The organism is Burkholderia sp. AU39826, assembly GCF_020419965.1.
Taxonomy (GTDB): domain Bacteria; phylum Pseudomonadota; class Gammaproteobacteria; order Burkholderiales; family Burkholderiaceae; genus Burkholderia; species Burkholderia semiarida.
Map to the genome: position 1 here is coordinate 44,708 of NZ_JAIZQG010000032.1, position 19,953 is coordinate 64,660.

Below are 19,953 nucleotides of genomic sequence, written 5' to 3' on the forward strand. Positions count from 1 at the left end.
GTCTCGCCGCGGCGCGCGCACCGTTAAAGCGTGAACGCGCCCGGCAGCAATGCGCGGGCCGTCGTGATCTCGACGGCGCCTTTCAGGTTGGCGAGGATCACCTCGATGTCGGGCTTGCCGATCTCGACGATTACCTGACGGCATGCGCCGCACGGCGCGATCGGGCCGTCGGTGTCGCCGACGACCGCGAGCCGCGCGAAATCCCCCGGCCGATAGCCGGCGGCGATCGCGGCGAACATCGCCGTGCGTTCCGCGCAATTGCACAGGCCGTACGACGCGTTCTCGACGTTGCAGCCGTGGAAAACCGTTCCGTCTTGCGCCAGCAGCGCCGCGCCGACCTTGAAGCGCGAATACGGCGCATACGCGCGTTCGCGCGCCGCCTTTGCCTGTTCGATCAGTTCGTCTCGTTCCATCGTGTGATGTCTCCCGGAGCAGAGGTCAGCCGATCTGCTGGTAAAGGGTCGGCGGCGCTTCGCCGGTCTCGCCGAGCACATAGCTGCGGCGAATCGCATCCGCCGCATGGGCCGCCGTTGCTTCGTCGCGGGCGTGCACGAAGCCGAGCGGCTCGCCGGCCTCGATGCGCTGCCCGATCTCCGCGAGCGCCGTCAGGCCGACGCTGACGTCGATCGCGTCCTCCGCGCGGGTGCGGCCGCCGCCGAGCGCGACCACCGCCAGCCCGAGCGCGCGGCAATCGACGCGCCGCACCACGCCGCTCGCAGGCGCCGGAACCGGCACGATCACCGCCGCCCGCGCCAGATGCCGCGCGGGCGCGTCGAGCAGGTCGGCGGGACCGCCGAGCGCGACGACCATCCGCGCGAAACGCTCGGCCGCCGTGCCGGAATCGAGCGCGTGCTGCAACTTCTCGCGCGCATGGGCGGCATCGCGCGCCAACCCGCCGGTCACGAGCAGTTCAGCCGACAGCGCCATCGTCACGTCATGCAACCGTGCGGGACGCGACTTGCCCGTCAGGTAATCGATCGCGCATGCGACCTCGAGCGCATTGCCCGCGCATGGCGCGAGCGACTGGTTCATGTTGGTGAGGATCGCGGTCGTCTTCATGCCGGCGCCGTTGCCGACGTCGACGATGCTGCGAGCCAGCTCCGCCGATTTCTCCGCCGTCGGCATGAATGCGCCGGAGCCGACCTTGACGTCCATCACGAGCCCGTCGAGCCCCGCCGCGAGCTTCTTCGACAGGATCGACGCGGTGATCATCGCGACCGATTCGACGGTCGCCGTCACGTCGCGGATCGCGTAGATGCGCTTGTCGGCCGGCGCGAGCCGCGCGGTCTGCCCGATGATCGCGACGCCGACCTCGCGCACCGTGCGGCGAAACGCGTCCGTCTCGGGCATCACGTCGTAGCCGGGAATCGCGCTCAACTTGTCGAGGGTGCCGCCGGTATGGCCGAGGCCGCGCCCCGAGATCATCGGCACGTAGCCGCCGCACGCGGCCACCATCGGCCCGAGCATCAGCGACACGACATCGCCGACGCCGCCCGTCGAATGCTTGTCGATCACCGGCCCGCCGAGATCGAGCGCGCGCCAGTCGAGCACGTCGCCGGAATCGCGCTGCGCGAGTGTCAGCGCGACGCGCTCGTCCGTGCTCAGGTCGTTGAAATACACGGCCATCGCGAACGCGGCCACCTGGCCTTCCGTCACGCTGCCATCGGTCACGCCGCGCACGAACGCGGCCATCCCGTCGCGATCGAGCGGCTGCCCGTCGCGCTTCCTGCGAATGAATTCCTGCGGTAGAAACATCGTTGCCTCGCTTCGATCGGTCGGAGTTGGCTGCACGGCTCAAGGCCTGTTCACGCTCATAATGGACTTGCGCTGGCCCTAATGCAGCGAGAAAAACAGGCCGGCAATCGCCGCGCTCATCAGGTTCGACAGCGTCGCGGCCGTCAGCGCGCGCAAGCCGAGCCGCGCGACGTCCGAGCGGCGCTCGGGCGCGACCGCGCTGAAGCCGCCCGCGAGAATCGCGATCGACGAGAAGTTCGCGAAGCCGCACAGCGCGAACGACACGATCGCGAGCGTCTTCGGGTCGAGCACCTGCAGGCCGGCCGCCGCCGCGTGCGCGCCGCCTTTCAGGTACGGCGACAGGTCGCCGTACGCGACGAATTCGTTGAAGATCAGCTTCTCGCCGATGAAGTTGCCGGCCAGCGTCGCATCGTGCCACGGCACGCCGATGATCCACGCGAGCGGCGCGAACAGATGGCCGATGATGCCGACCAGCGTGACCTGCGGAAAGCCCGCGAACGCGGCCGCGCCGCCGACGATCAGGTTCATCAGCGCGATGAGCCCGACGAACGCGATCAGCATCGCGCCGACGTTGATCGCGATGCGCAGCCCGACCGACGCGCCGGACGCGGCCGCCTCGATCACGTTGGCGGCGCGCTTGTCGTCGAAGTCGAGCCCGTCGACCACCACGCGGCTCGGCTCGACGGTCGGAAACAGCAGCTTGCCGAACAGCAGCCCGCCCGGCACCGCCATGAACGACGCGGCGAGCAGGTACTCCATCTTCACGCCGAGGCCGGCATAGCCGACCAGCACCGAGCCCGCGACCGACGCCATGCCGCTCGCCATCACCGTGAAGATCTCGGCGCTCGTCATGTTGCGCACGAACGGCTTCACGAGCGCGGGCATCTCGCTCTGCCCGAGGAAGATCGTCGCGACGGCCGAGCACGCCTCGATGCGGCTCACGCCGAGCACTTTCGCCAATCCCGCGCCGAGGATCGCGACGATCCATTTCATCACGCCGATGTAGTACAGCACCGAGATCAGCGCGGTGACGAAGATGATCATCGGCAGCACGCGCAGGCCGAACACGAACCCGCCGTCGCCGAACAACTGGAACATGCGTGCATCGACGAGCCCGCCGAACACGAACGCGATGCCGTGGTTGCCCATGTCGAGCACGCGATTGACGCCGTTCGCGGCCGCGGCCAGCGCTGCGCGGCCCGACGGCACGAACAGCACCAGCGCGCCGATCGCGAACTGCGTGAAGAGCGCGGCGATCATGGTCCGGCCGCTGACCGCGCGGCGGTTGTTCGACAGCAGATACGCGACCAGCAACAGAAACAGCATACCGAGGAGACTGCGCAGAATATCCACCTTGTGCTCCTTTCTCACTATTTGAACTGTCCGGCGGGCGGCCCTTGCCCGCGACCCGCGTGATCGGGTGGGTGGATGTTACTCGGTCGACGTGCGCTCAGGCAACGTCGCCAAAATCGCCGCGATCAATGGCATCGATCGTTTCCTTTCTTGCCCTTCGCCGGCTTGATCAGTTGTTCTACCTACTCTTCGAAAACACGCGCGGGGCGCGCCGTTCGAACGGACACGTCCCGCCTGACACGCGCCGTTCAACCCGCGCGTTCGACCGGATGCGGCTCGCGCAGCCGGTTCGCGATCCGCGCGGCCTCGTAGTAGCCGGCCGCCGGCGGGCGCTTCAGGTAGCGGCCCGCGCCGCGCACCGCGCGCAACTCGCCGTCGGCCCACGCGAGTGCGCCGCGCGTGAGCGTATGCGTCGCGACACCCTGCACCGTCATCCCCTCGAACACGTTGAAGTCGACCTGCTGGTGATGCGTCTTCACCGAGATCGTCTTCGTCGCGACCGGGTCCCACACGACGAGGTCGGCATCGGCGCCGACCTGCACGGCGCCCTTGCGCGGATACAGGTTGAAGATCTGCGCGGCGTTCGTCGACGTGATCCGCACGAACTCGTTCGGCGTGATGCGGCCATGATTCACGCCGTGATGCCACAGCACCGACATGCGGTCCTCGACGCCGCCGCAGCCGTTCGGGATCTTCGTGAAATCGTCGCGGCCCATCGCCTTCTGCGATGCGCAGAATACGCAGTGATCGGTCGCCGTCGTATGCAACTGCCCCGACTGCAGCCCGCGCCACAGCGCCTCGCGATGCTCGGCCGAGCGGAACGGCGGGCTCATCACGTGGGCCGCCGCACGCGTCCAGTCGGGATCGCGATAGACGGCCTCGTCGATCACGAGATGGCCCGGCAACACTTCGCCGAACACGCGCAGCCCCTCGCTGCGCGCGCGCGTGATCACGTCCACCGCGTCCTTCGCCGACACGTGCACGATATACACGGGCACGCCGAGCACCTGCGCGATGCGGATCGCGCGGTTCGCGGCCTCGCCCTCCACTTCCGGCGGCCGCGACAGCGGATGCGCCTCCGGCCCCGTGATCCCGCGCGCGAGCAACGCCTTTTGCAGCTGGAACACGAGCTCGCCGTTCTCCGCGTGCACGGTCGGCAGCGCGCCGAGCTCGAGCGAACGCGTGAAGCTGTTCACGAGAATCTCGTCGTCGGCCATGATCGCGTTCTTGTACGCCATGAAATGCTTGAAGCTCGACACGCCATGCTCGCGCACGAGCGTGCCCATGTCGCGGTGCACGCTGTCGTCCCACCACGTCACGGCCACGTGAAAACCGTAATCGGAAGCCGACTTCTCGGCCCAGCCGCGCCATTCCCGGAACGCATCCATCAGCGGCTGCTTCGGGCTCGGAATCACGAAATCGATGATGCTCGTCGTGCCGCCCGACAGCCCGGCAGCGGTGCCCGAGTAGAAATCGTCGCTCGCGGTCGTGCCCATGAACGGCAGTTCCATGTGCGTATGCGGGTCGATCCCGCCCGGCATCACGTACTGGTCGTGCGCATCGACGACGGTTGCGCCGGCCGGCGCGTCGATCTGCTCCGCGATCTGCAGGATCGTGCCGCCGTCCTGCGGGTCCGCGCAGAGCACGTCCGCGCGATAGGAGCGGTCCGCATCGACCACGGTGCCGCCACGAATCAGGATTGCCATTTCGTTGCCTCCTCGTTGACTGTCGGGTGCCGCATGCCGCGCGGGTCGCATCCGGCTCGCGCGTCATGCGCTCGCGATCTGCGCGCGCTGTCCGGCGCGCCACTTCATCCAGGTGCCGTACACGCCGGACGCCAGCACGAGGCCGACGAACCACGCATACGTGTAAAGCGTGTTGAAAAATGCCGGCACGTTCGGGAACGACGCCGGAAACGCCGTATGCAGGAAGCCCGGCAGGTTCGGCAGCACGCCGATCGCGAGCGCGGCCAGCGCGGCCGGGTTCCAGCCGCGCGCGTAGCTGAAGCCGCCGCGCTCGTCGAACAGCGCGCGCGTGTCGAGCCGCGTGCCGCGAATCAGGAAATAGTCGACCATCAGGATGCCCGCGACGGGCCCGAGCAGCGCCGAATAGCCGACGAGCCAGGTGAAGATATAGCCGTCCGTCGTCGCGAGGATCTTCCACGGCATCATCACGATCGCGATCGTCGCGGTGATCATCCCGCCCGCGCGGTACGAGATCGCCTTCGGCCACAGGCTCGAAAAATCGTAGGCAGGCCCGACGAGATTCGCGGCGAGGTTGCAGCACATCGTGTCGAGCGTGAGGATCACGAGCGCGATGCCCACGCCGATGCCGGTCATCCGGCTCGTCAGGTCGATCGGATCCCAGATCGCGTTGCCGTAGATCACGACGGTCGCCGACGTCACGACGACCGACACCACCGACAGCAGCGCCATCGGCAGCGGCAGCCCGATCGACTGGCCAATCATCTGGTCGCGCTGCGAATGCGCGAAGCGCGTGAAGTCGGGAATGTTCAGCGCGAGCGTCGCCCAGAAGCCGACCATCGCGGTCAGGCCCGGCCAGAACGTCGCCCAGAAGAGCCCCGCCTTCTTGCCGCCCGCGACGAACTGCGACGGCGCCGACAGCATCGAGCCGACACCGCCCGCCCGCGATGTCGCCCACCACACGAGCGCCACGCACATCACGACCTTGATCGGCGCGGACCAGCTTTCGAGCCAGCGGATCGAATCGGTGCCGTGCAGGATGAAGTACAGCTGCAGCGCCCAGAACACGAGAAAGCACGCGAGCTGCCCGAACGAGATGCCGACGAGCGGCAGCGCCGCGCCGTGCAGCGCGTTGCCGGTCAGGATGTTCAGCAGCGTGTAGATCGCGCTGCCGCCGAGCCAGGTCTGGATGCCGTACCAGCCGCACGCGACGATCGCGCGCAGCAGCGCCGGCAGCTTCGCGCCCTGCGTGCCGAACGACGCGCGCACCAGCACCGCGTACGGAATCCCGTGCTTCGCGCCCGCATGGCCGATCAGCAGCATCGGCACGAGCACGATCAGGTTGCCGAGCAGCACCGTCATCACCGCCTGCCACGGCGACATGCCTTCCTGGATCAGCCCGGCCGCAAGCATGTACGACGCGATGTTCATCACCATCCCGACCCACAGCGCCGCGAAGTGGTACCACTTCCACGTGCGCTGCGCCGGCGTCGTCGGCGCGAGGTCGTCGTTGTACAGGCTGCCGCCGTGCGCCGCGGCGCTGTCGGCATCGGCGGGAATCGCTGCTGGTTTCATTGAACGCGCTCCACGAAAACGTCGGCGCCGGCATCGTACGATGCCGGCCCGGTGAAACGAAAAGCGGCGGCGCAGTCCATCCCGCGCCGCCGGACGCCGGTCAGACCGCCTTCGCGTGCTTCTCGGGCGCGGCGGCCGGGCCGCCGTTCGCACCGGCATCCGCGCTCGCCGGATTGTTCGGATGCGTGGTCCAGTTCGCGTAGCCGCCCGAATCGACGCGCGCCATCGTGATGCATTGCTCGACCGGACACACATGCATGCAAAGATTGCACCCGACGCATTCCGAATCGATCACTTCGAAATGCCGCACGCCATCCTTCGTCGCCGTGATCGCCTGATGCGACGTATCCTCGCACGCGATGTGGCACAGCCCGCACTGGATGCAGCGGTCCTGGTCGATGCGCGCCTTGATGTCGTATTTCAGGTTCAGGTATTTCCAGTCGGTCACGTTCGGCACCGCGCGGCCGCGGATGTCGTCGAGCGTCGCGTAGCCCTTCTCGTCCATCCAGTTCGACAGCCCGTCGGCGAGATCCGACACGATCCGGAATCCGTAATGCATCGCGGCGGTGCACACCTGCACGCTGCCGGCGCCGAGCACCATGAATTCGGCCGCGTCGCGCCACGACGAGATGCCGCCGATGCCCGAGATCGGCAGATTCGGCGTTTCCGGGTCGCGCGCGATCTCCGCGACCATGTTCAGCGCGATCGGCTTGACCGCCGGCCCGCAATAACCGCCGTGCGTGCCCTTGCCGTCGACGGTCGGCATCGGCGCCATCTGGTCGAGATCCACCGCGACGATCGAGTTGATCGTGTTGATCAGCGACACGCCGTCCGCGCCTCCCTTGTACGCGGCGCGCGACCCCATCCGGATGTCGCTGATGTTCGGCGTGAGCTTCACGAGGCACGGCAGCTTCGTGCCCTCCTTCACCCAGCGCGTGACCATCTCCACGTATTCGGGCACCTGCCCGACCGCCGCGCCCATCCCGCGCTCGCTCATCCCGTGCGGACAGCCGAAGTTGAGTTCGACCGCATCGGCGCCGGTATCCTCGACGAGCGGGAGAATCCATTTCCAGTCGCGCTCGTTGCACGGCACCATCAGCGACACGATCAGCGCGCGGTCCGGCCAGTCGCGCTTCACCTGCGCGATCTCTGTCAGGTTCACGTCGAGCGGGCGGTCGGTGATCAGCTCGATGTTGTTCAGCCCCGCGATGCGCTGGCCGTTCCACTGCACCGCGCCGTAGCGCGAACTGACGTTGACGACGTGCGGATCGAGCCCCAGCGTCTTCCAGACGACGCCGCCCCAGCCTGCCTCGAACGCGCGATTGACGTTGTACGCCTTGTCGGTCGGCGGCGCGGACGCCAGCCAGAACGGATTCGGCGAGGTGATGCCTGCGATGGTGCAGCGAAGATCGGCCATGTTCGGCTCCGTGAGAAGGGTCGTGTTCGGTGTGCTGACGATGCGACGCGCGTTCAGGCCGCCTTCGCGTCGCGCGCGGCGAGCGTCGCGTCGATCGACGCGGCCGCGCGCTTGCCGTCCTGCACGGCCTGCACCGTGAGGTCGATGCCGTCGGTCGCCGCGCAGTCGCCGCCGGCCCATACGTCGGGCAGCGCCGTACGCCCGTCCGCATCCACCGCGATACGCGTGCCGTCCGCGGTCAGCAATTCGGCCGCGACGCCGCGAGGCACGAGCGTCTGGCCGATCGCCTTCAGCACCATGTCCGCGTCGACGGTGAAGCGCTCACCCGATGCGGCCTCGAATTCGACGCCCGTCACCTGCCCGTTCACGCCCGCGATGCGCACCGGCTTCGCGTGCGTGACGAGCGCGACACCGCACTTCTGCGCGAACTCGCGCTCGGCCCACGTCGCGCTCATCGCGTCCACGCCGCGCCGGTACACCATCGTCACGCGTTCGGCGCCGAGCTTGCGGCTCTGCACCGCCGCATCGATCGCCGTATTGCCGCCGCCGATCACGACCACGCGCCGCCCGACCGGCACGTTCTCCAGTGTGTCGGCCTGCCGCACCTGCTCGATGAAGTCGACCGCGTCCATCACGCCGACCAGTTGCTCGCCGTCGATCGCGAGCGTGCGCACACCGCCGAGCCCCATCGCGAGGAATACCGCGTCGTGCTGCTCACGCAATGCGTCGAGCGTGACGTCGCGACCGAGCGCCATACCCGTTTCCAGCGTGATGCCGCCCACCGACAGCAGCCACTCGACTTCACGCTGCGCGAAATCGTCGACGGTCTTGTACGCAGCGATCCCGTATTCGTTGAGGCCGCCGGCCTTCGGCCGCGCGTCGAACAGCGTCACGCGATGCCCGGCGAGCGCGAGCCGGTGCGCGCATGCGAGCCCGGCCGGCCCCGCGCCGACCACCGCGACATGGCGGCCCGTGTCGGGCGCGCACCGGAACTGCACCGCACCGGTCTGCATCGCCCAGTCGGTCGCATGCCGCTGCAGTGCGCCGATCGCGACCGGCTGCGCATCCTGATGATTGCGCACGCACGCGCCTTCGCACAGGATCTCGGTCGGGCACACGCGTGCGCACATCCCGCCGAGCGGATTCGCGGACAGGATGTCGGTCGCGGCGCCTTTCAGGTTGCCGTTGCCGATCTTGCGGATGAAGCTCGGGATGTCGATCTGCGTCGGACACGCGTGCACGCACGGCGCGTCGTAGCAGTAGTGGCAGCGACTTGCGGCGGCCGCCGCCGCGGTCGGATCGAGCAGCGGCGCGATATCGGCGAATTCGCACGAGAGTTGCGTGGACGACAGGCGATGCGCGGCGATATCGCCGGTTGGCTGAGTGGTCATACGCGTTCCTTCGACTGGGTGGAGACAAAGCCGTCCCCGCCGGCTGCGGATGCACAGTCGGGGCGGTCATGCTTAGGCATGCAAATATCAGATGCTAGGCCGCCTAGCGGCCGCTACGGTCGATCCGTCATGAAGCCGGCTCGCACGCACGCGACAGCATCGCGTGCAGCAATACGTTCGCGCCGGCCTCGATCCATGCGGGCGTCGCGTCCTCGATCTCGTTGTGGCTGATGCCGTCGATACAGGGCACGAATACCATCGACGTCGGCGCGACCTGCGCCAGATAGCACGCATCGTGGCCCGCACCCGACACGATGTCGCGATGCGAGTAGCCGAAGCGATCGGCCGCGTCGCGCACGGCCGCCACGCATGCCGGGTCGAACGCGACCGGCTTGTAATAGAAAATCTGCTCGAGTTCGGTGTCGAGCCCGATGTCGCCCGCGATGCGCGCGACGCCGTCGCGCAGCGCCGCGTCCATCTTCGCGAGCACGGCGTCGTCCGGATGACGGAAATCGACCGTGAAGAACACGCGGCCGGGAATCACGTTGCGCGAGTTCGGGTGGACCTGCATCATGCCCACCGTCGCGCAGCCGAACGGCGCATGATCGAGGCCGATCCGGTTGACGAGATCGACCACGCGCGCCGCGCCGAGCAGCGCGTCGCGGCGGCGCGGCATCGGCGTCGGTCCCGCGTGCGCTTCCTGGCCGGTGAACGTGATCTCGTACCAGCGCTGCCCCTGCGCGTCGGTCACGACGCCGATCGTCTTGCATTCCGCTTCGAGAATCGGCCCCTGCTCGATATGCAGTTCGAACGCCGCGTGCAGCTTGCGCCCGCCGCACGGTACGTCGCCCGCGTAGCCGATGCGCGCGAGTTCCTCGCCGATCGTCTTGCCGTCCACATCCTTGCGCGACAGCCCGTAGTCGAGCGTGAACACGCCCGCGAATACGCCCGACGCGACCATCGCCGGCGCGAAGCGCGAGCCCTCCTCGTTGGTCCAGATCACGACCTCGACCGGATGCTCGGTCTCGATGCCGTGATCGTTCAGACTGCGAATCACTTCGAGACCGCCGAGCACGCCGTAGATGCCGTCGAAGCGCCCGCCGGTGGGCTGCGAATCCGCATGCGAGCCGGTGACGACCGGCGCCGCGTCGGCCACGCGGCCCGCACGGCGCATGAACACGTTGCCCATCGTATCGACCGTCACCGTGCAGCCGGCGGCCTTCGCCCAGCCGACGATCAGGTCGCGGCCGGCCTTGTCGAGATCGGTCAGCGCGAGCCGACACACGCCGCCTTTCGGCGTCGCGCCGATTTTCGCGACTTCCATCAGGCTGTCCCACAACCGCTTGCCGTCGACCTTGATCGACGTGTCGAAAGCTGCCCGCTTCACTGTTTCCGATACCGCGTTCATTCGTATCGCTCCTGTGGGGTCGGTGATGTCGTCGGCCCGGTCTGTGCCGATGCGTGCAAGACCTCTTTCGGGGCACGCCGCACGGATGCGGTGCAGGTGCCCGCCGGTTCGCGAAACACGTCAAATCCTGTCCGATTGGACAGGTTTTAGACGATCAAAATGACCAGCGCAACGTCTTTCTTGCGTGACGCGGCAGAGCGAGAACCGTGCCACCGCAACGCAGCATCGCCGTGGCATCACGACATTCCTGTCTGTGCGTGCGACGCGAATCAGCGGCTAGAATGAAGCCCAACGCGGCATGACCGCCGTGCGAGGGTAACGATGAGACATGACGAGGCGACGATCGAAGCCACCGACCGGGACGAAACGCCGGCGCCTTTGCGGCGACGCAAGGCGCACATACGCGAGTCCAACGAAGCACATCTGCTCGCGTGCGCGGAAGCCGTATTCGCGGAACGCGGGCTCGCCGGCGCCAGCACCGCGATGATCGCGGAGCGCGCCGGCCTGCCGAAGGCGAACGTGCACTACTACTTCCCGACCAAGCTCGCGTTGTACCGGCGCGTGCTCGACGACCTGTTCGAAGATTGGCATCGCGCGGCCGGTTCGTTCGAGGCCGGCGACGATCCGGTGGACGCGATCGGCAGCTACGTGCGCGCGAAGATGGCGCTGTCGCGGCGGCGCCCGCTCGGCTCGAAGGTCTGGGCCAACGAGATCATCCACGGCGCGGAGCACATGCAGGACATCCTGTCGCAACGTGTGAAGCCGTGGTTCGACACGCGCGTCGAGGTGATCGAAGGCTGGATCGCACGCGGGCTGCTCGCGCCGATCGACCCGCATGCGCTGATGTACCTGATCTGGTCGACCACGCAACACTATGCGGATTTCGATGCGCAGATTCGCGCGCTGAGCGGCAAGCGCGCGTTCACGAAGAAGGCGTTCGACGAAAAGACCGAGCAGGTCGTGCAGCTCGTGATCCGTGCGTGCGGCGCGGTGTCGCCGAACGCGAAGCCGTAGCGCGACACGGCGAGCCGCCGAATAAAAAGACGGGCGGCGCGCATCACCCGGAGATGTCCCGTGCGATACGCGCCGCCCGTGTTGCCACTTGCGTGCGCGGGTACGACGCAACGCGTCATGCGTCGTGTCAAGCGATCCGCTCGATTGCAACCGCGGTCGCTTCGCCGCCGCCGATGCACAGCGAGGCGATACCGCGCGTCACCCCGTGCGTCTCGAGCGCGGCCAGCAGCGTCACCATCACGCGCGCACCCGATGCGCCGATCGGATGCCCGAGCGCGCACGCGCCGCCGTGCACGTTCACCTTCTCGTGCGGCAGGTCGAGGTCGCGCATCGCGGCCATCGGCACCACCGCGAACGCTTCGTTGATCTCGAACAGGTCGACGTCGCGCAGGTTCCAGCCGGTTTTCTCCGACAGCTTGCGCAGTGCGCCGATCGGCGCGGTCGCGAACAGGCCGGGCTTGTCCGCATAAGTCGAATGCCCGACGATCACGGCCTTCGGCGTGAGGCCGAGGCGCTCGGCTTCCGAGCGGCGCATCATCACGAGCGCGGCCGCGCCGTCCGAGATCGACGATGCGTTCGCAGCCGTCACCGTGCCGCCGTCGCGAAACGCCGGCTTCAGCGTCGGGATCTTGTCGAGTTTCGCCTTGCCCGGCTGCTCGTCGATCGACACGACGCTTTCCGTCTTGCCGGCCTTCACGGTCACCGGCGCGATCTCCGATGCGAAACGCCCATCCGCGATCGCGCGCTGCGCCCGCGTCAGCGACGCAATCGCGAACGCATCCTGCGCTTCGCGCGTGAACTGGTAGGCCTGCGCGCAATCCTCCGCGAACGTGCCCATCAGGCGGCCTTTTTCATATGCGTCCTCGAGCCCGTCGAGGAACATGTGGTCGAGCACCTGCCCGTGCCCCATGCGCATGCCCGCGCGCGCCTTCGGCAGCAGGTACGGCGCATTCGTCATGCTCTCCATCCCGCCCGCGACGGCCACGCCCGCGGACCCCGCCAGCAGCAGGTCGTGCGCGAACATCGCCGCCTTCATGCCCGAACCGCACATCTTGTTGACCGTGGTCGCGCCCGCCGCGAGCGGCAGCCCGGCCTTCAGCGCGGCCTGCCGCGCGGGCGCCTGCCCTTGGCCGGCCGGCAGCACGCAGCCGAACACGATTTCGTCGATACGTTCGGCCGGCACGTTCGCGCGCTCGAGCGCCGCACGAATCGCCACCGCGCCAAGGTCGCTCGCGCTGGCCGCCGCCAGGTCGCCCTGAAAACCGCCCATCGGCGTACGGGCCGCACCCACGATTACGATCGGATCCTGAGTCGTCATGATTCGCTTCCTCCAGTGTCAGCGCGGTGCCATGCGCAACGCGCCATCGAGACGGATGACTTCGCCGTTCAGCATCGTGTTCTCGGCGATGTGGCGCACCAGCGCCGCAAATTCTTCCGGGCGGCCGAGCCGCGGCGGGAACGGCACGCTCTTGCCGAGCGCGTCCTGCACGTCCTGCGGCATGCCGGCCATCATCGGCGTCGCGAAGATGCCGGGCGCGACCGTCACGACGCGAATGCCGAAGCGCGCGAGCTCGCGCGCGATCGGCAGCGTCATGCCCACCACGCCGCTTTTCGACGCCGCATACGCGGCCTGGCCGATCTGCCCGTCGAACGCCGCGACCGACGCGGTGTTGACGATCACGCCGCGCTCGCCTTCCGCGTTCGCGTCCTGCTTCGACATCGCTTCGGCGGCCAGCCGGATCATGTTGAACGTGCCGACGAGGTTGATCGACACCGCGCGCGCGAAGCGGTCGAGCGAATGCGGGCCGTCGCGGCCGACGACCTTCTCGCCCGGCGCGACGCCCGCGCAGTTCACGAGCGCGTCGACACGACCGAACGCATCGCGCGCGGCGGCGACGGCCGCCTGGCCGTCAGCCTCGCTCGTCACGTCGGTCTTCACGAAGCGCGCGGCCGCGCCGAGTTCGTTGGCGAGACTCGCACCCGCCTCCTCGTTGACGTCCAGCAGCACGGCCTTGCCGCCTTGCGCGACGACCATGCGCGCCACCGCGGCGCCCAGGCCGGAACCTGCGCCCGTAATCAGAAAAACGCGATCCTCGATATTCATTCGCAGTCCATATTCAGGGTTGAACGGCCTTCTCGGCTTCCATCTTGCGCAACACGAAGCGCTGGATCTTGCCACTCGGGGTTTTCGGCAGCGCGTCGACGAAATCGATCGCGCGCGGATAAGCGTGAGCGGACAGCCGCCGCTTCACGTGCAGACTCAATTCCTCCGCCAGTTCCGGTGTGCCGTCGAACCCTTTCGACAACACGACAAACGCCTTCACGATCTCCGTGCGCTCCGGATCGGGCACGCCGATCACGGCGGCCTCGCTGACGGCCGGATGCTCGATCAGCGCGCTCTCCACGTCGAACGGGCCAATCCGGTAGCCGGACGACGTGATCACGTCGTCCGCGCGGCCGATGAAGCTCACGGCGCCGTCCGGCTCCAGCTCCACGTTGTCGCCGGTCCGGTAGTAGCCACCCGCGATCGCCGGCGTGTCCTGCTGCCAGTAGCCGCGGAACCACAGCAGCGGCGAGCGCGCGATGTCGATCGCGAGGTTGCCGGGCTCGCCGGGGCCGAGCTCGCGGCCCGCTTCGTCGAGCACCGCGACACGGTAGCCCGGCATCGCGAAGCCGGCGGAACCGATGTGCACCACGTGCGCGAGGCCGTGATGGTTGTTCACGACCATCCCGAGTTCGGTCTGGCCGTAGTGATCGTGGATCGGCGCGCCGAGCGCCGCGTGGAACCAGCGCACCACTTCCGGGTTCAGCGGTTCGCCCGCGCTGCTCACCACGCGCAGCCGGCCCTTCGCGCGCGCGGCCGCTTCCGGCCCGGCCGCCATCAGCATCCGGAACGCGGTCGGCGAACCCGCGAGGCTCGTGATGCCGAGCCGTTCGATCACGTCATACGTGCTGTCGACCGTGAAGCCGCCCTCGTACAGCGTCGTCGCATGGCCGAGCAGCAGCGGGCCGGTGATCGCGTAATAGAGCCCGTACGCCCAGCCCGGATCGGCGATGTTCCAGAACCGGTCGCCTTCGCGCAGGTCGACTGCCTGGCGCATGTATGCGCCGAACGCGAGCAGCGCGTACAGCGGTACCGGCACGCCCTTCGGCAAACCCGTCGTGCCCGACGTCGACATCATCATGAACAGGTCCGACCCCTTGCGCAGCACGGGCTCGAACGTATCGGACTGCGCGTCGAGCGCCGCGCGGAAATCGATGTCGTGCGCCGACAGCGTCTCGCCTGCTTCGCGCACCGTCGCGACCGGCGGGCAATCGGCGACCTCGTCGAGCTTCGCGCGATTCGCGACGTTCGTCACGACGAGCCGCGCGTCGCTCATGCGCAGCCGGTGCTCGATCGCCTTCGGGCCGAATGCGGTGAACAGCGGCTGGTACACGGCGCCTGCACGCCACGTGCCGAGGATCGTCGCGACGAGCTCGGGCGTACGCGGAAGCAGCCCGGCCACCACGTCGCCCGGCTTCACGCCCTGCGCGACGAGCAGGTTCGCGACCCGGGCCGAGAGCGCCTGCATCTGCGCGAACGTGAAGCTGTGGTGCCGGCCGCCGACATCGATCCAGTCGAGCGCGATCGCGTCGGCCTTCGCGTGCCGGTCGCAGCACTCGACGCACGCGTTCAGGCCGCGCTCCAGGTCGCCGGCCAATTGCGCGGCGGCGGTCTCGATACTGAACCGGGCCACGGCGTCGGCGTAGGCCGGCACCGCCCGGGCGGTAGCTCCTTCAGGCATGCGTGTCTCCTGTACGTTATGGCCGCCGGCGAGCCAGGGGCGCGACGGGGATACATCGATAGTAGACAGCCGCTACATTGCAATCAATGACAAACCGAATCTAGAATCGTGATCGCTTTTGCCATGTCGGAGGACGCAGGAAAATGGGGCCGCAGATGATTTCGCCGGATTTCGTCGACGATGCGCTCGCGTGCCTGCGCCGGCGCGACCTGCCGACCGCGCCCGTGCTGCGCGCCGCCGGGTTGCCGGCCGCCGTGCGCGAGCCCGTCACGCCGCAGCAGTACGGCCGGCTGTGGCTCGCGATCGCCGGCGCGCTCGACGACGAATTCTTCGGGCTCGCCGCGCGTCCGATGCGGCGCGGCAGCTTCACGCTGCTGTGCCACGCGGTGCTGCATGCCGGCACGCTCGACAAGGCGCTGCGACGCGCGCTGAAGTTCCTGCGGGTGGTGCTCGACGAGCCGCACGGCGAACTCGTCGTGGCCGACGGGCAGGCGCAGATCGTGCTGACGCAATCGGGCGCGCCGTACCCGGCATTCGCGTACCGGACGTTCTGGCTGATCCTGCTCGGCGTCGCGTGCTGGCTGATTGGCCGGCGCATCCCGCTGCAGCGCATCGACTTCGCGTGCCCGAGCCCCGGCCAGCGCAGCGACTATCACCAGTTCTTCGGCGTCCCCGTGCATTTCGACCGGCCCGACAGCCGGCTCGCATTCAACGCCGCGTACCTCGCGCTACCGACGATCCGTTCGGAACAGGCGCTGAAGACCTTCCTGCGCGGTGCGCCTGGTAACCTGCTCGTGCGCTACCGGCACGACACGGGCTGGGTCGCGAAGACACGCGCGCACCTGAAGGCGCTGCCGGCCGCCGAGTGGCCCGACTTCGACACGCTGGCCGTGCGGCTCGATACGACGCCCGCGACGCTGCGGCGGCGGTTGCGCAGCGAAGGGCAAAGCTTCGCCGCGATCAAGGACGAGTTGCGCGGCGCGCTGGCGCAGTCGCTGTTGCGCGGGCATGCGCTCGGCGTCGCGGAGATCGCGGCCGAGCTCGGCTTCACCGAGCCGAGCGCGTTTCATCGCGCGTTCCGGAAATGGACCGGCACGAGCCCCGGCGCGTTTCGGCGCGACGTCCATGCGGCGGAGGCGGAGTCTTGAATGACCGGTGGATTCGAAGCGTCTCGTCAGGTGCCGCCGATACGATGCGCCCATCCGCGGGGCGTCCATCGCCGATGAACCGCGGCACACATCCGATCAACCCTTACCGCTGACGCTCGATGCAATCCACCTTCTTTTCCGATACCGAACTGGCTGATCTGCGCGCGCACGGCATCGTACTGTTTGCCGGCCGCGTGATCTTCGATGCGCAACCGCCGATGCCGGCCGACCAGATCGCGGCCGTACAGGCCTGCTGTCACGGCGACATTCCGCTCCCGTTGCTCGAGCTGTGGCGTATCACGGCCGGCGGCAGCCTCGACTACGACCTGACGCTGGAGATGAACGGAAATGTCGAAGCGATCGGCGGGAGCGAACTGTTCTACAACGGCAGCGACGGTTATCGCGACCTGCAAGGCTGGATCGACCACGAACTCGAACTGGCCGAAGAAGCCGCGGAGGAGAACGCCCGCACGTGGAACGGCAAAATCGGCGCGCTGCCGTTCGGCGGCTTCGAATATTGCGATCGCATCTACGTCGTTACGGAGCCGGGCGCCCGCGACTATGGTCATGTGCTCGCCTGGAAACAAGGGTTGCCGCCTGCGTGGCGCGGGGCGATGCACGAGGACGGCCTCGCGACGGTCGCTCCCGATCTGTACACGGCATTCGGCGCGCTGCAGCTTCATGCGGATCCACTGGAGCCCGGCAGCGAACCCGGCACCGGCGTCACGCTGCTCGAATACGTCGATGAACGCCGCGACGATCATGGCCTGTCCGCATCGCTGGCCGACAAGCTGATCGCGTTCTATCGGCAAGCGGTGATCGACTGGCGCACGCCGCTCGCCGACGGCACGCTCGGCTCGCAGCCGGTGCTTGCTCGTCACGCATTACGTCATGCGATCGATCACGACGATGCGGCACTCATCGCGCGACTGGCGCCGCTGGTCGCCGATCTCGGCATGGCGCTCGCCGGCAGTTCGATCCCGACGGATTACGCACTGCGGTGCCGAAAGTTTTCCGCAGCCGCCGCGTTGCTCGAATCGGGCGCACCGGTTGCACCGGATTCGCTCGCGTCCGTGTCCGGCGACGTGCCGGTCACATTGATGCGTGCGCTGCTCGACGCCGGCGTGCAGCCGGATGCCGACGCGATGGCGCGTTGCGTCGCGGGCGGCGGCGCCGATAGCGCACGGCTGATCGGCGCCGCCCTGTCGGCCCATGGCGCCGATGCAGCAGCAGCCTATCGCGCGGCGAGCGGGAAACTGCTGGACAAGCTGAAGGACGACATTTGCAAGGTTCGCGCCGGCAAGCTCAGCCACTATCTCGGGCTCGAAGGACACGCAGCGCGCCTGCGGACGTTCGAGTACTGACGCCACCCAGGCATCGACGCGCGGTGGGTTTTCCGGCGGCATCGCATTCCCGGTGCCGTTTGTTTTGGGCCGGGTTGCTTCCGCGTCCCGGTGCGAATCTGCATGACGCTCACCGCACCGCAGCGCACGCATGACGTTGCACTCCGATCCGTCACGGCACATACTGGTCGGCCGATCCGAACAAGGTTGCGTCGATGGTGAGCGTCGATCAGGGAGCCGCTTCGATCTTTGGCGCGATCGGGACGGCCGTGTCGTTGCTGGCCGCCATTCCTTACGCGCTCGCGATCTACCGGCGCATCGTTCGCCCGCATCTGTTCACGTGGCTCGTGTGGTCGATCGTCACGGCGATCGCGGCCGCTGGCCAGTTCGTCGCGGGCGCCGGGCCGTCCGCATGGTGCACGGCAGCGATTGCCGTCACGTGCTTTTTGACGCTGATCGCCAGTCTGTTTCGCGGCGAGCGCGGCTGGACGGGCGTCGACTGGTTGTTCCTGTGCGCGGCCCTGTCGGCCATTCCACTGTGGCTACTGACCGACGATCCGACGGTGTCGATCTGTCTCGTTACGCTGATCGAGCTCGCCGGCCTCGGCCCAACCGTGCGCAAGGCGATCCGCGATCCGTGGAGCGAGAGCCTCGCCTACTTTGCGCTGTGCGTGCTCAAGTACACGCTGGCGTTGCTGGCGCTGAGCACCTGGAGCGTCGCGGTCGCGTTCTATCCGGCCGTCAACCTCATTGCGTCGACCGGTATCTGCATGGTGATGCTGGTCCGGCGTCAGTCGTTGTCGAACGCGCGGTAGGTTGCGTCTGTCGCCGCCGTGCCGCTTCCCTTCCGAAATGATGCGAGGCCCGACATGGATGCAATCCGTACCGTCATCGAACCCGCCGAAGCCGCGCTCCGTGCGGCGATGTTGGCCAATGATGTCGAAGCGCTCGATGCGCTGCTGGACGATGATCTGGTGTTCACGGTCCCGACCGGCCAGATCATCTCGAAAACGGACGACCTGGCCGCACATCGCGCGAGGCTTCTGCGTCTCGACACGCTCGACGTCCTCGACATGCGTGCATGCGCGATCGACGAGATGATCCTGACCACGACGCGAGCGACCCTCGCCGGCCATTTCGATGGCACGGCATTCTCCGGCAAGTTTGCCTATACGCGCCTCTGGCGTCGAGCAGGCGCCAGTTGGCGCGTCGTCGCCGGACATGCATCGCGGGTCGTGTAGCTGCGCCGGCGCACGCGTTTGACGCGTGTCGCGCAATACCGCGGCGAGCGAGCAGGTTGTCGGTTGAGCGGTGAGACACTGCGATCCGGACGATGCACCGATAAAAGCGCTGCGCGAGGGGATGCCGGCAGCCGGCAATGACGAGAGACGAAATGCATATGCTATTTACCGTGCGTGCTGCGCGCGGCGCGGATTCGGACGAGCTCACGCAACTGGCGCGCCTGTCGAAGGCGCACTGGGGCTACCCGAAGGAATGGCTCGACTTGTGGCAAAACGATCTCACGATTTCGCCGGAGACGATCGAAGGGTCGATCGGTTATCTCGCGCAATCGGGCGAGACAATCATCGGATTCTGGGTCCGAGCATCATCGGAATCGGATCGACCAACGCCCGGATGGCTGTTCGTCCATCCTGATTACATGGGGCGAGGCGTCGCCCGTGCGCTGTGGGAAGCGGTTCGGGCCGAAGCCGCTGCGAGAGGCATCCAAAGCTTTGTGATCGAAGCGGATCCGAATGCCGCGTCGTTCTATCTGGCGCTGGGAGCTGAAAAGATCGGCGAAAAAGAATCGAGAGCGATCCCGGGCCGATTTTTTCCGATCTTGCGGATCACGGTCTGATGGATGAACGGATGGCAGCAAGATGGCTCGCTGCATCATGCTTCTCGCGGTGCCGAAATGCAAAAACCCCCGCCTGTTCGGGCGGGGGTTCTTGGCTTAGGGAGCCTGACGATTACCTACTTTCACACGGGAATCCGCACTATCATCGGCGTAGAGTCGTTTCACGGTCCTGTTCGGGATGGGAAGGGGTGGGACCGACTCGC

Annotated in this window: 17 protein-coding genes and 1 rRNA gene; 6 read left to right on the plus strand and 12 right to left on the minus strand. The window is 67.6% G+C overall.

Annotation, left to right across the window (positions count from 1 at the left end):
• Nucleotides 1-23 precede the first annotated feature (23 nt).
• The 8 genes from LGM42_RS31540 to LGM42_RS31575 all read right to left on the minus strand — a co-directional run bounded on the left by LGM42_RS31540 (nucleotide 24) and on the right by LGM42_RS31575 (nucleotide 10,602).
• Entirely contained in the window at nucleotides 24-413 is a 390-nt protein-coding gene (locus LGM42_RS31540) for a cytidine deaminase (protein WP_059578857.1), read from the minus strand.
• A gap of 25 nt (nucleotides 414-438) precedes the next feature.
• Nucleotides 439-1,755, minus strand: a complete 1,317-nt coding sequence (gene deoA / locus LGM42_RS31545; RefSeq protein ID WP_226234270.1) for a thymidine phosphorylase — start codon at nucleotides 1,753-1,755, stop codon at nucleotides 439-441.
• Nucleotides 1,756-1,833: 78 nt separating this feature from the next.
• Nucleotides 1,834-3,108, minus strand: a complete 1,275-nt coding sequence (locus tag LGM42_RS31550) for a NupC/NupG family nucleoside CNT transporter (protein ID WP_059578863.1) — start codon at nucleotides 3,106-3,108, stop codon at nucleotides 1,834-1,836.
• A 248-nt stretch (nucleotides 3,109-3,356) separates the two neighbouring features.
• A complete protein-coding gene (hydA, locus tag LGM42_RS31555) occupies nucleotides 3,357-4,814 on the minus strand; it encodes a dihydropyrimidinase (protein ID WP_226234271.1) in 1,458 nt (485 codons plus the stop codon).
• 63 nt (nucleotides 4,815-4,877) lie between these two features.
• A complete protein-coding gene (locus LGM42_RS31560) occupies nucleotides 4,878-6,386 on the minus strand; it encodes an NCS1 family nucleobase:cation symporter-1 (RefSeq protein WP_059578868.1) in 1,509 nt (502 codons plus the stop codon).
• 100 nt (nucleotides 6,387-6,486) lie between these two features.
• On the minus strand, nucleotides 6,487-7,803 hold the full coding sequence (preA, locus tag LGM42_RS31565) for an NAD-dependent dihydropyrimidine dehydrogenase subunit PreA (RefSeq protein ID WP_226234272.1): 1,317 nt from the start codon (nucleotides 7,801-7,803) through the stop codon (nucleotides 6,487-6,489).
• A gap of 53 nt (nucleotides 7,804-7,856) precedes the next feature.
• Nucleotides 7,857-9,194, minus strand: coding sequence for an NAD(P)-dependent oxidoreductase (locus tag LGM42_RS31570; RefSeq protein WP_226234273.1), 1,338 nt, complete (start codon nucleotides 9,192-9,194; stop codon nucleotides 7,857-7,859).
• 127 nt (nucleotides 9,195-9,321) lie between these two features.
• A complete protein-coding gene (locus LGM42_RS31575; RefSeq protein WP_226234274.1) occupies nucleotides 9,322-10,602 on the minus strand; it encodes a Zn-dependent hydrolase in 1,281 nt (426 codons plus the stop codon).
• A 321-nt stretch (nucleotides 10,603-10,923) separates the two neighbouring features.
• Here LGM42_RS31575 and LGM42_RS31580 point away from each other — a divergent pair, with 321 nt between their 5' ends.
• The gene (locus LGM42_RS31580; RefSeq protein WP_059644942.1) at nucleotides 10,924-11,616 is read left to right on the plus strand and encodes a TetR/AcrR family transcriptional regulator; all 693 of its coding nucleotides are present in this window, start codon (nucleotides 10,924-10,926) and stop codon (nucleotides 11,614-11,616) included.
• 127 nt (nucleotides 11,617-11,743) lie between these two features.
• Here the strand turns inward: LGM42_RS31580 and LGM42_RS31585 are convergent, their stop codons facing one another.
• From LGM42_RS31585 to LGM42_RS31595, 3 genes are read right to left on the minus strand one after another with little or no spacing between them, the layout of a single operon-like run.
• Complete coding sequence (locus tag LGM42_RS31585; protein ID WP_226234275.1) at nucleotides 11,744-12,934, minus strand: acetyl-CoA C-acetyltransferase; 1,191 nt, start codon at nucleotides 12,932-12,934, stop codon at nucleotides 11,744-11,746.
• Between the two features lie 18 nt (nucleotides 12,935-12,952).
• On the minus strand, nucleotides 12,953-13,720 hold the full coding sequence (locus tag LGM42_RS31590; protein ID WP_059578885.1) for a 3-hydroxyacyl-CoA dehydrogenase: 768 nt from the start codon (nucleotides 13,718-13,720) through the stop codon (nucleotides 12,953-12,955).
• Between the two features lie 13 nt (nucleotides 13,721-13,733).
• Nucleotides 13,734-15,401, minus strand: coding sequence for an acyl-CoA synthetase (locus LGM42_RS31595; RefSeq protein ID WP_226234276.1), 1,668 nt, complete (start codon nucleotides 15,399-15,401; stop codon nucleotides 13,734-13,736).
• 143 nt (nucleotides 15,402-15,544) lie between these two features.
• Here LGM42_RS31595 and LGM42_RS31600 point away from each other — a divergent pair, with 143 nt between their 5' ends.
• The 5 genes from LGM42_RS31600 (at nucleotide 15,545) to LGM42_RS31620 (ending at nucleotide 19,750) form a co-directional block, all read left to right on the plus strand.
• Entirely contained in the window at nucleotides 15,545-16,549 is a 1,005-nt protein-coding gene (locus LGM42_RS31600) for an AraC family transcriptional regulator (protein ID WP_059578890.1), read from the plus strand.
• Between the two features lie 119 nt (nucleotides 16,550-16,668).
• Nucleotides 16,669-17,913, plus strand: a complete 1,245-nt coding sequence (locus tag LGM42_RS31605) for an SMI1/KNR4 family protein (protein WP_226234277.1) — start codon at nucleotides 16,669-16,671, stop codon at nucleotides 17,911-17,913.
• Between the two features lie 194 nt (nucleotides 17,914-18,107).
• On the plus strand, nucleotides 18,108-18,707 hold the full coding sequence (locus LGM42_RS31610; protein ID WP_226234278.1) for a hypothetical protein: 600 nt from the start codon (nucleotides 18,108-18,110) through the stop codon (nucleotides 18,705-18,707).
• A 54-nt stretch (nucleotides 18,708-18,761) separates the two neighbouring features.
• The gene (locus LGM42_RS31615) at nucleotides 18,762-19,133 is read left to right on the plus strand and encodes a nuclear transport factor 2 family protein (protein WP_226234279.1); all 372 of its coding nucleotides are present in this window, start codon (nucleotides 18,762-18,764) and stop codon (nucleotides 19,131-19,133) included.
• Between the two features lie 152 nt (nucleotides 19,134-19,285).
• Nucleotides 19,286-19,750, plus strand: coding sequence for a GNAT family N-acetyltransferase (locus tag LGM42_RS31620; protein ID WP_226234280.1), 465 nt, complete (start codon nucleotides 19,286-19,288; stop codon nucleotides 19,748-19,750).
• Between the two features lie 103 nt (nucleotides 19,751-19,853).
• Here LGM42_RS31620 and rrf read toward each other — a convergent pair.
• Nucleotides 19,854-19,953, minus strand: a 5S ribosomal RNA gene (gene rrf / locus LGM42_RS31625); the annotation flags it as partial.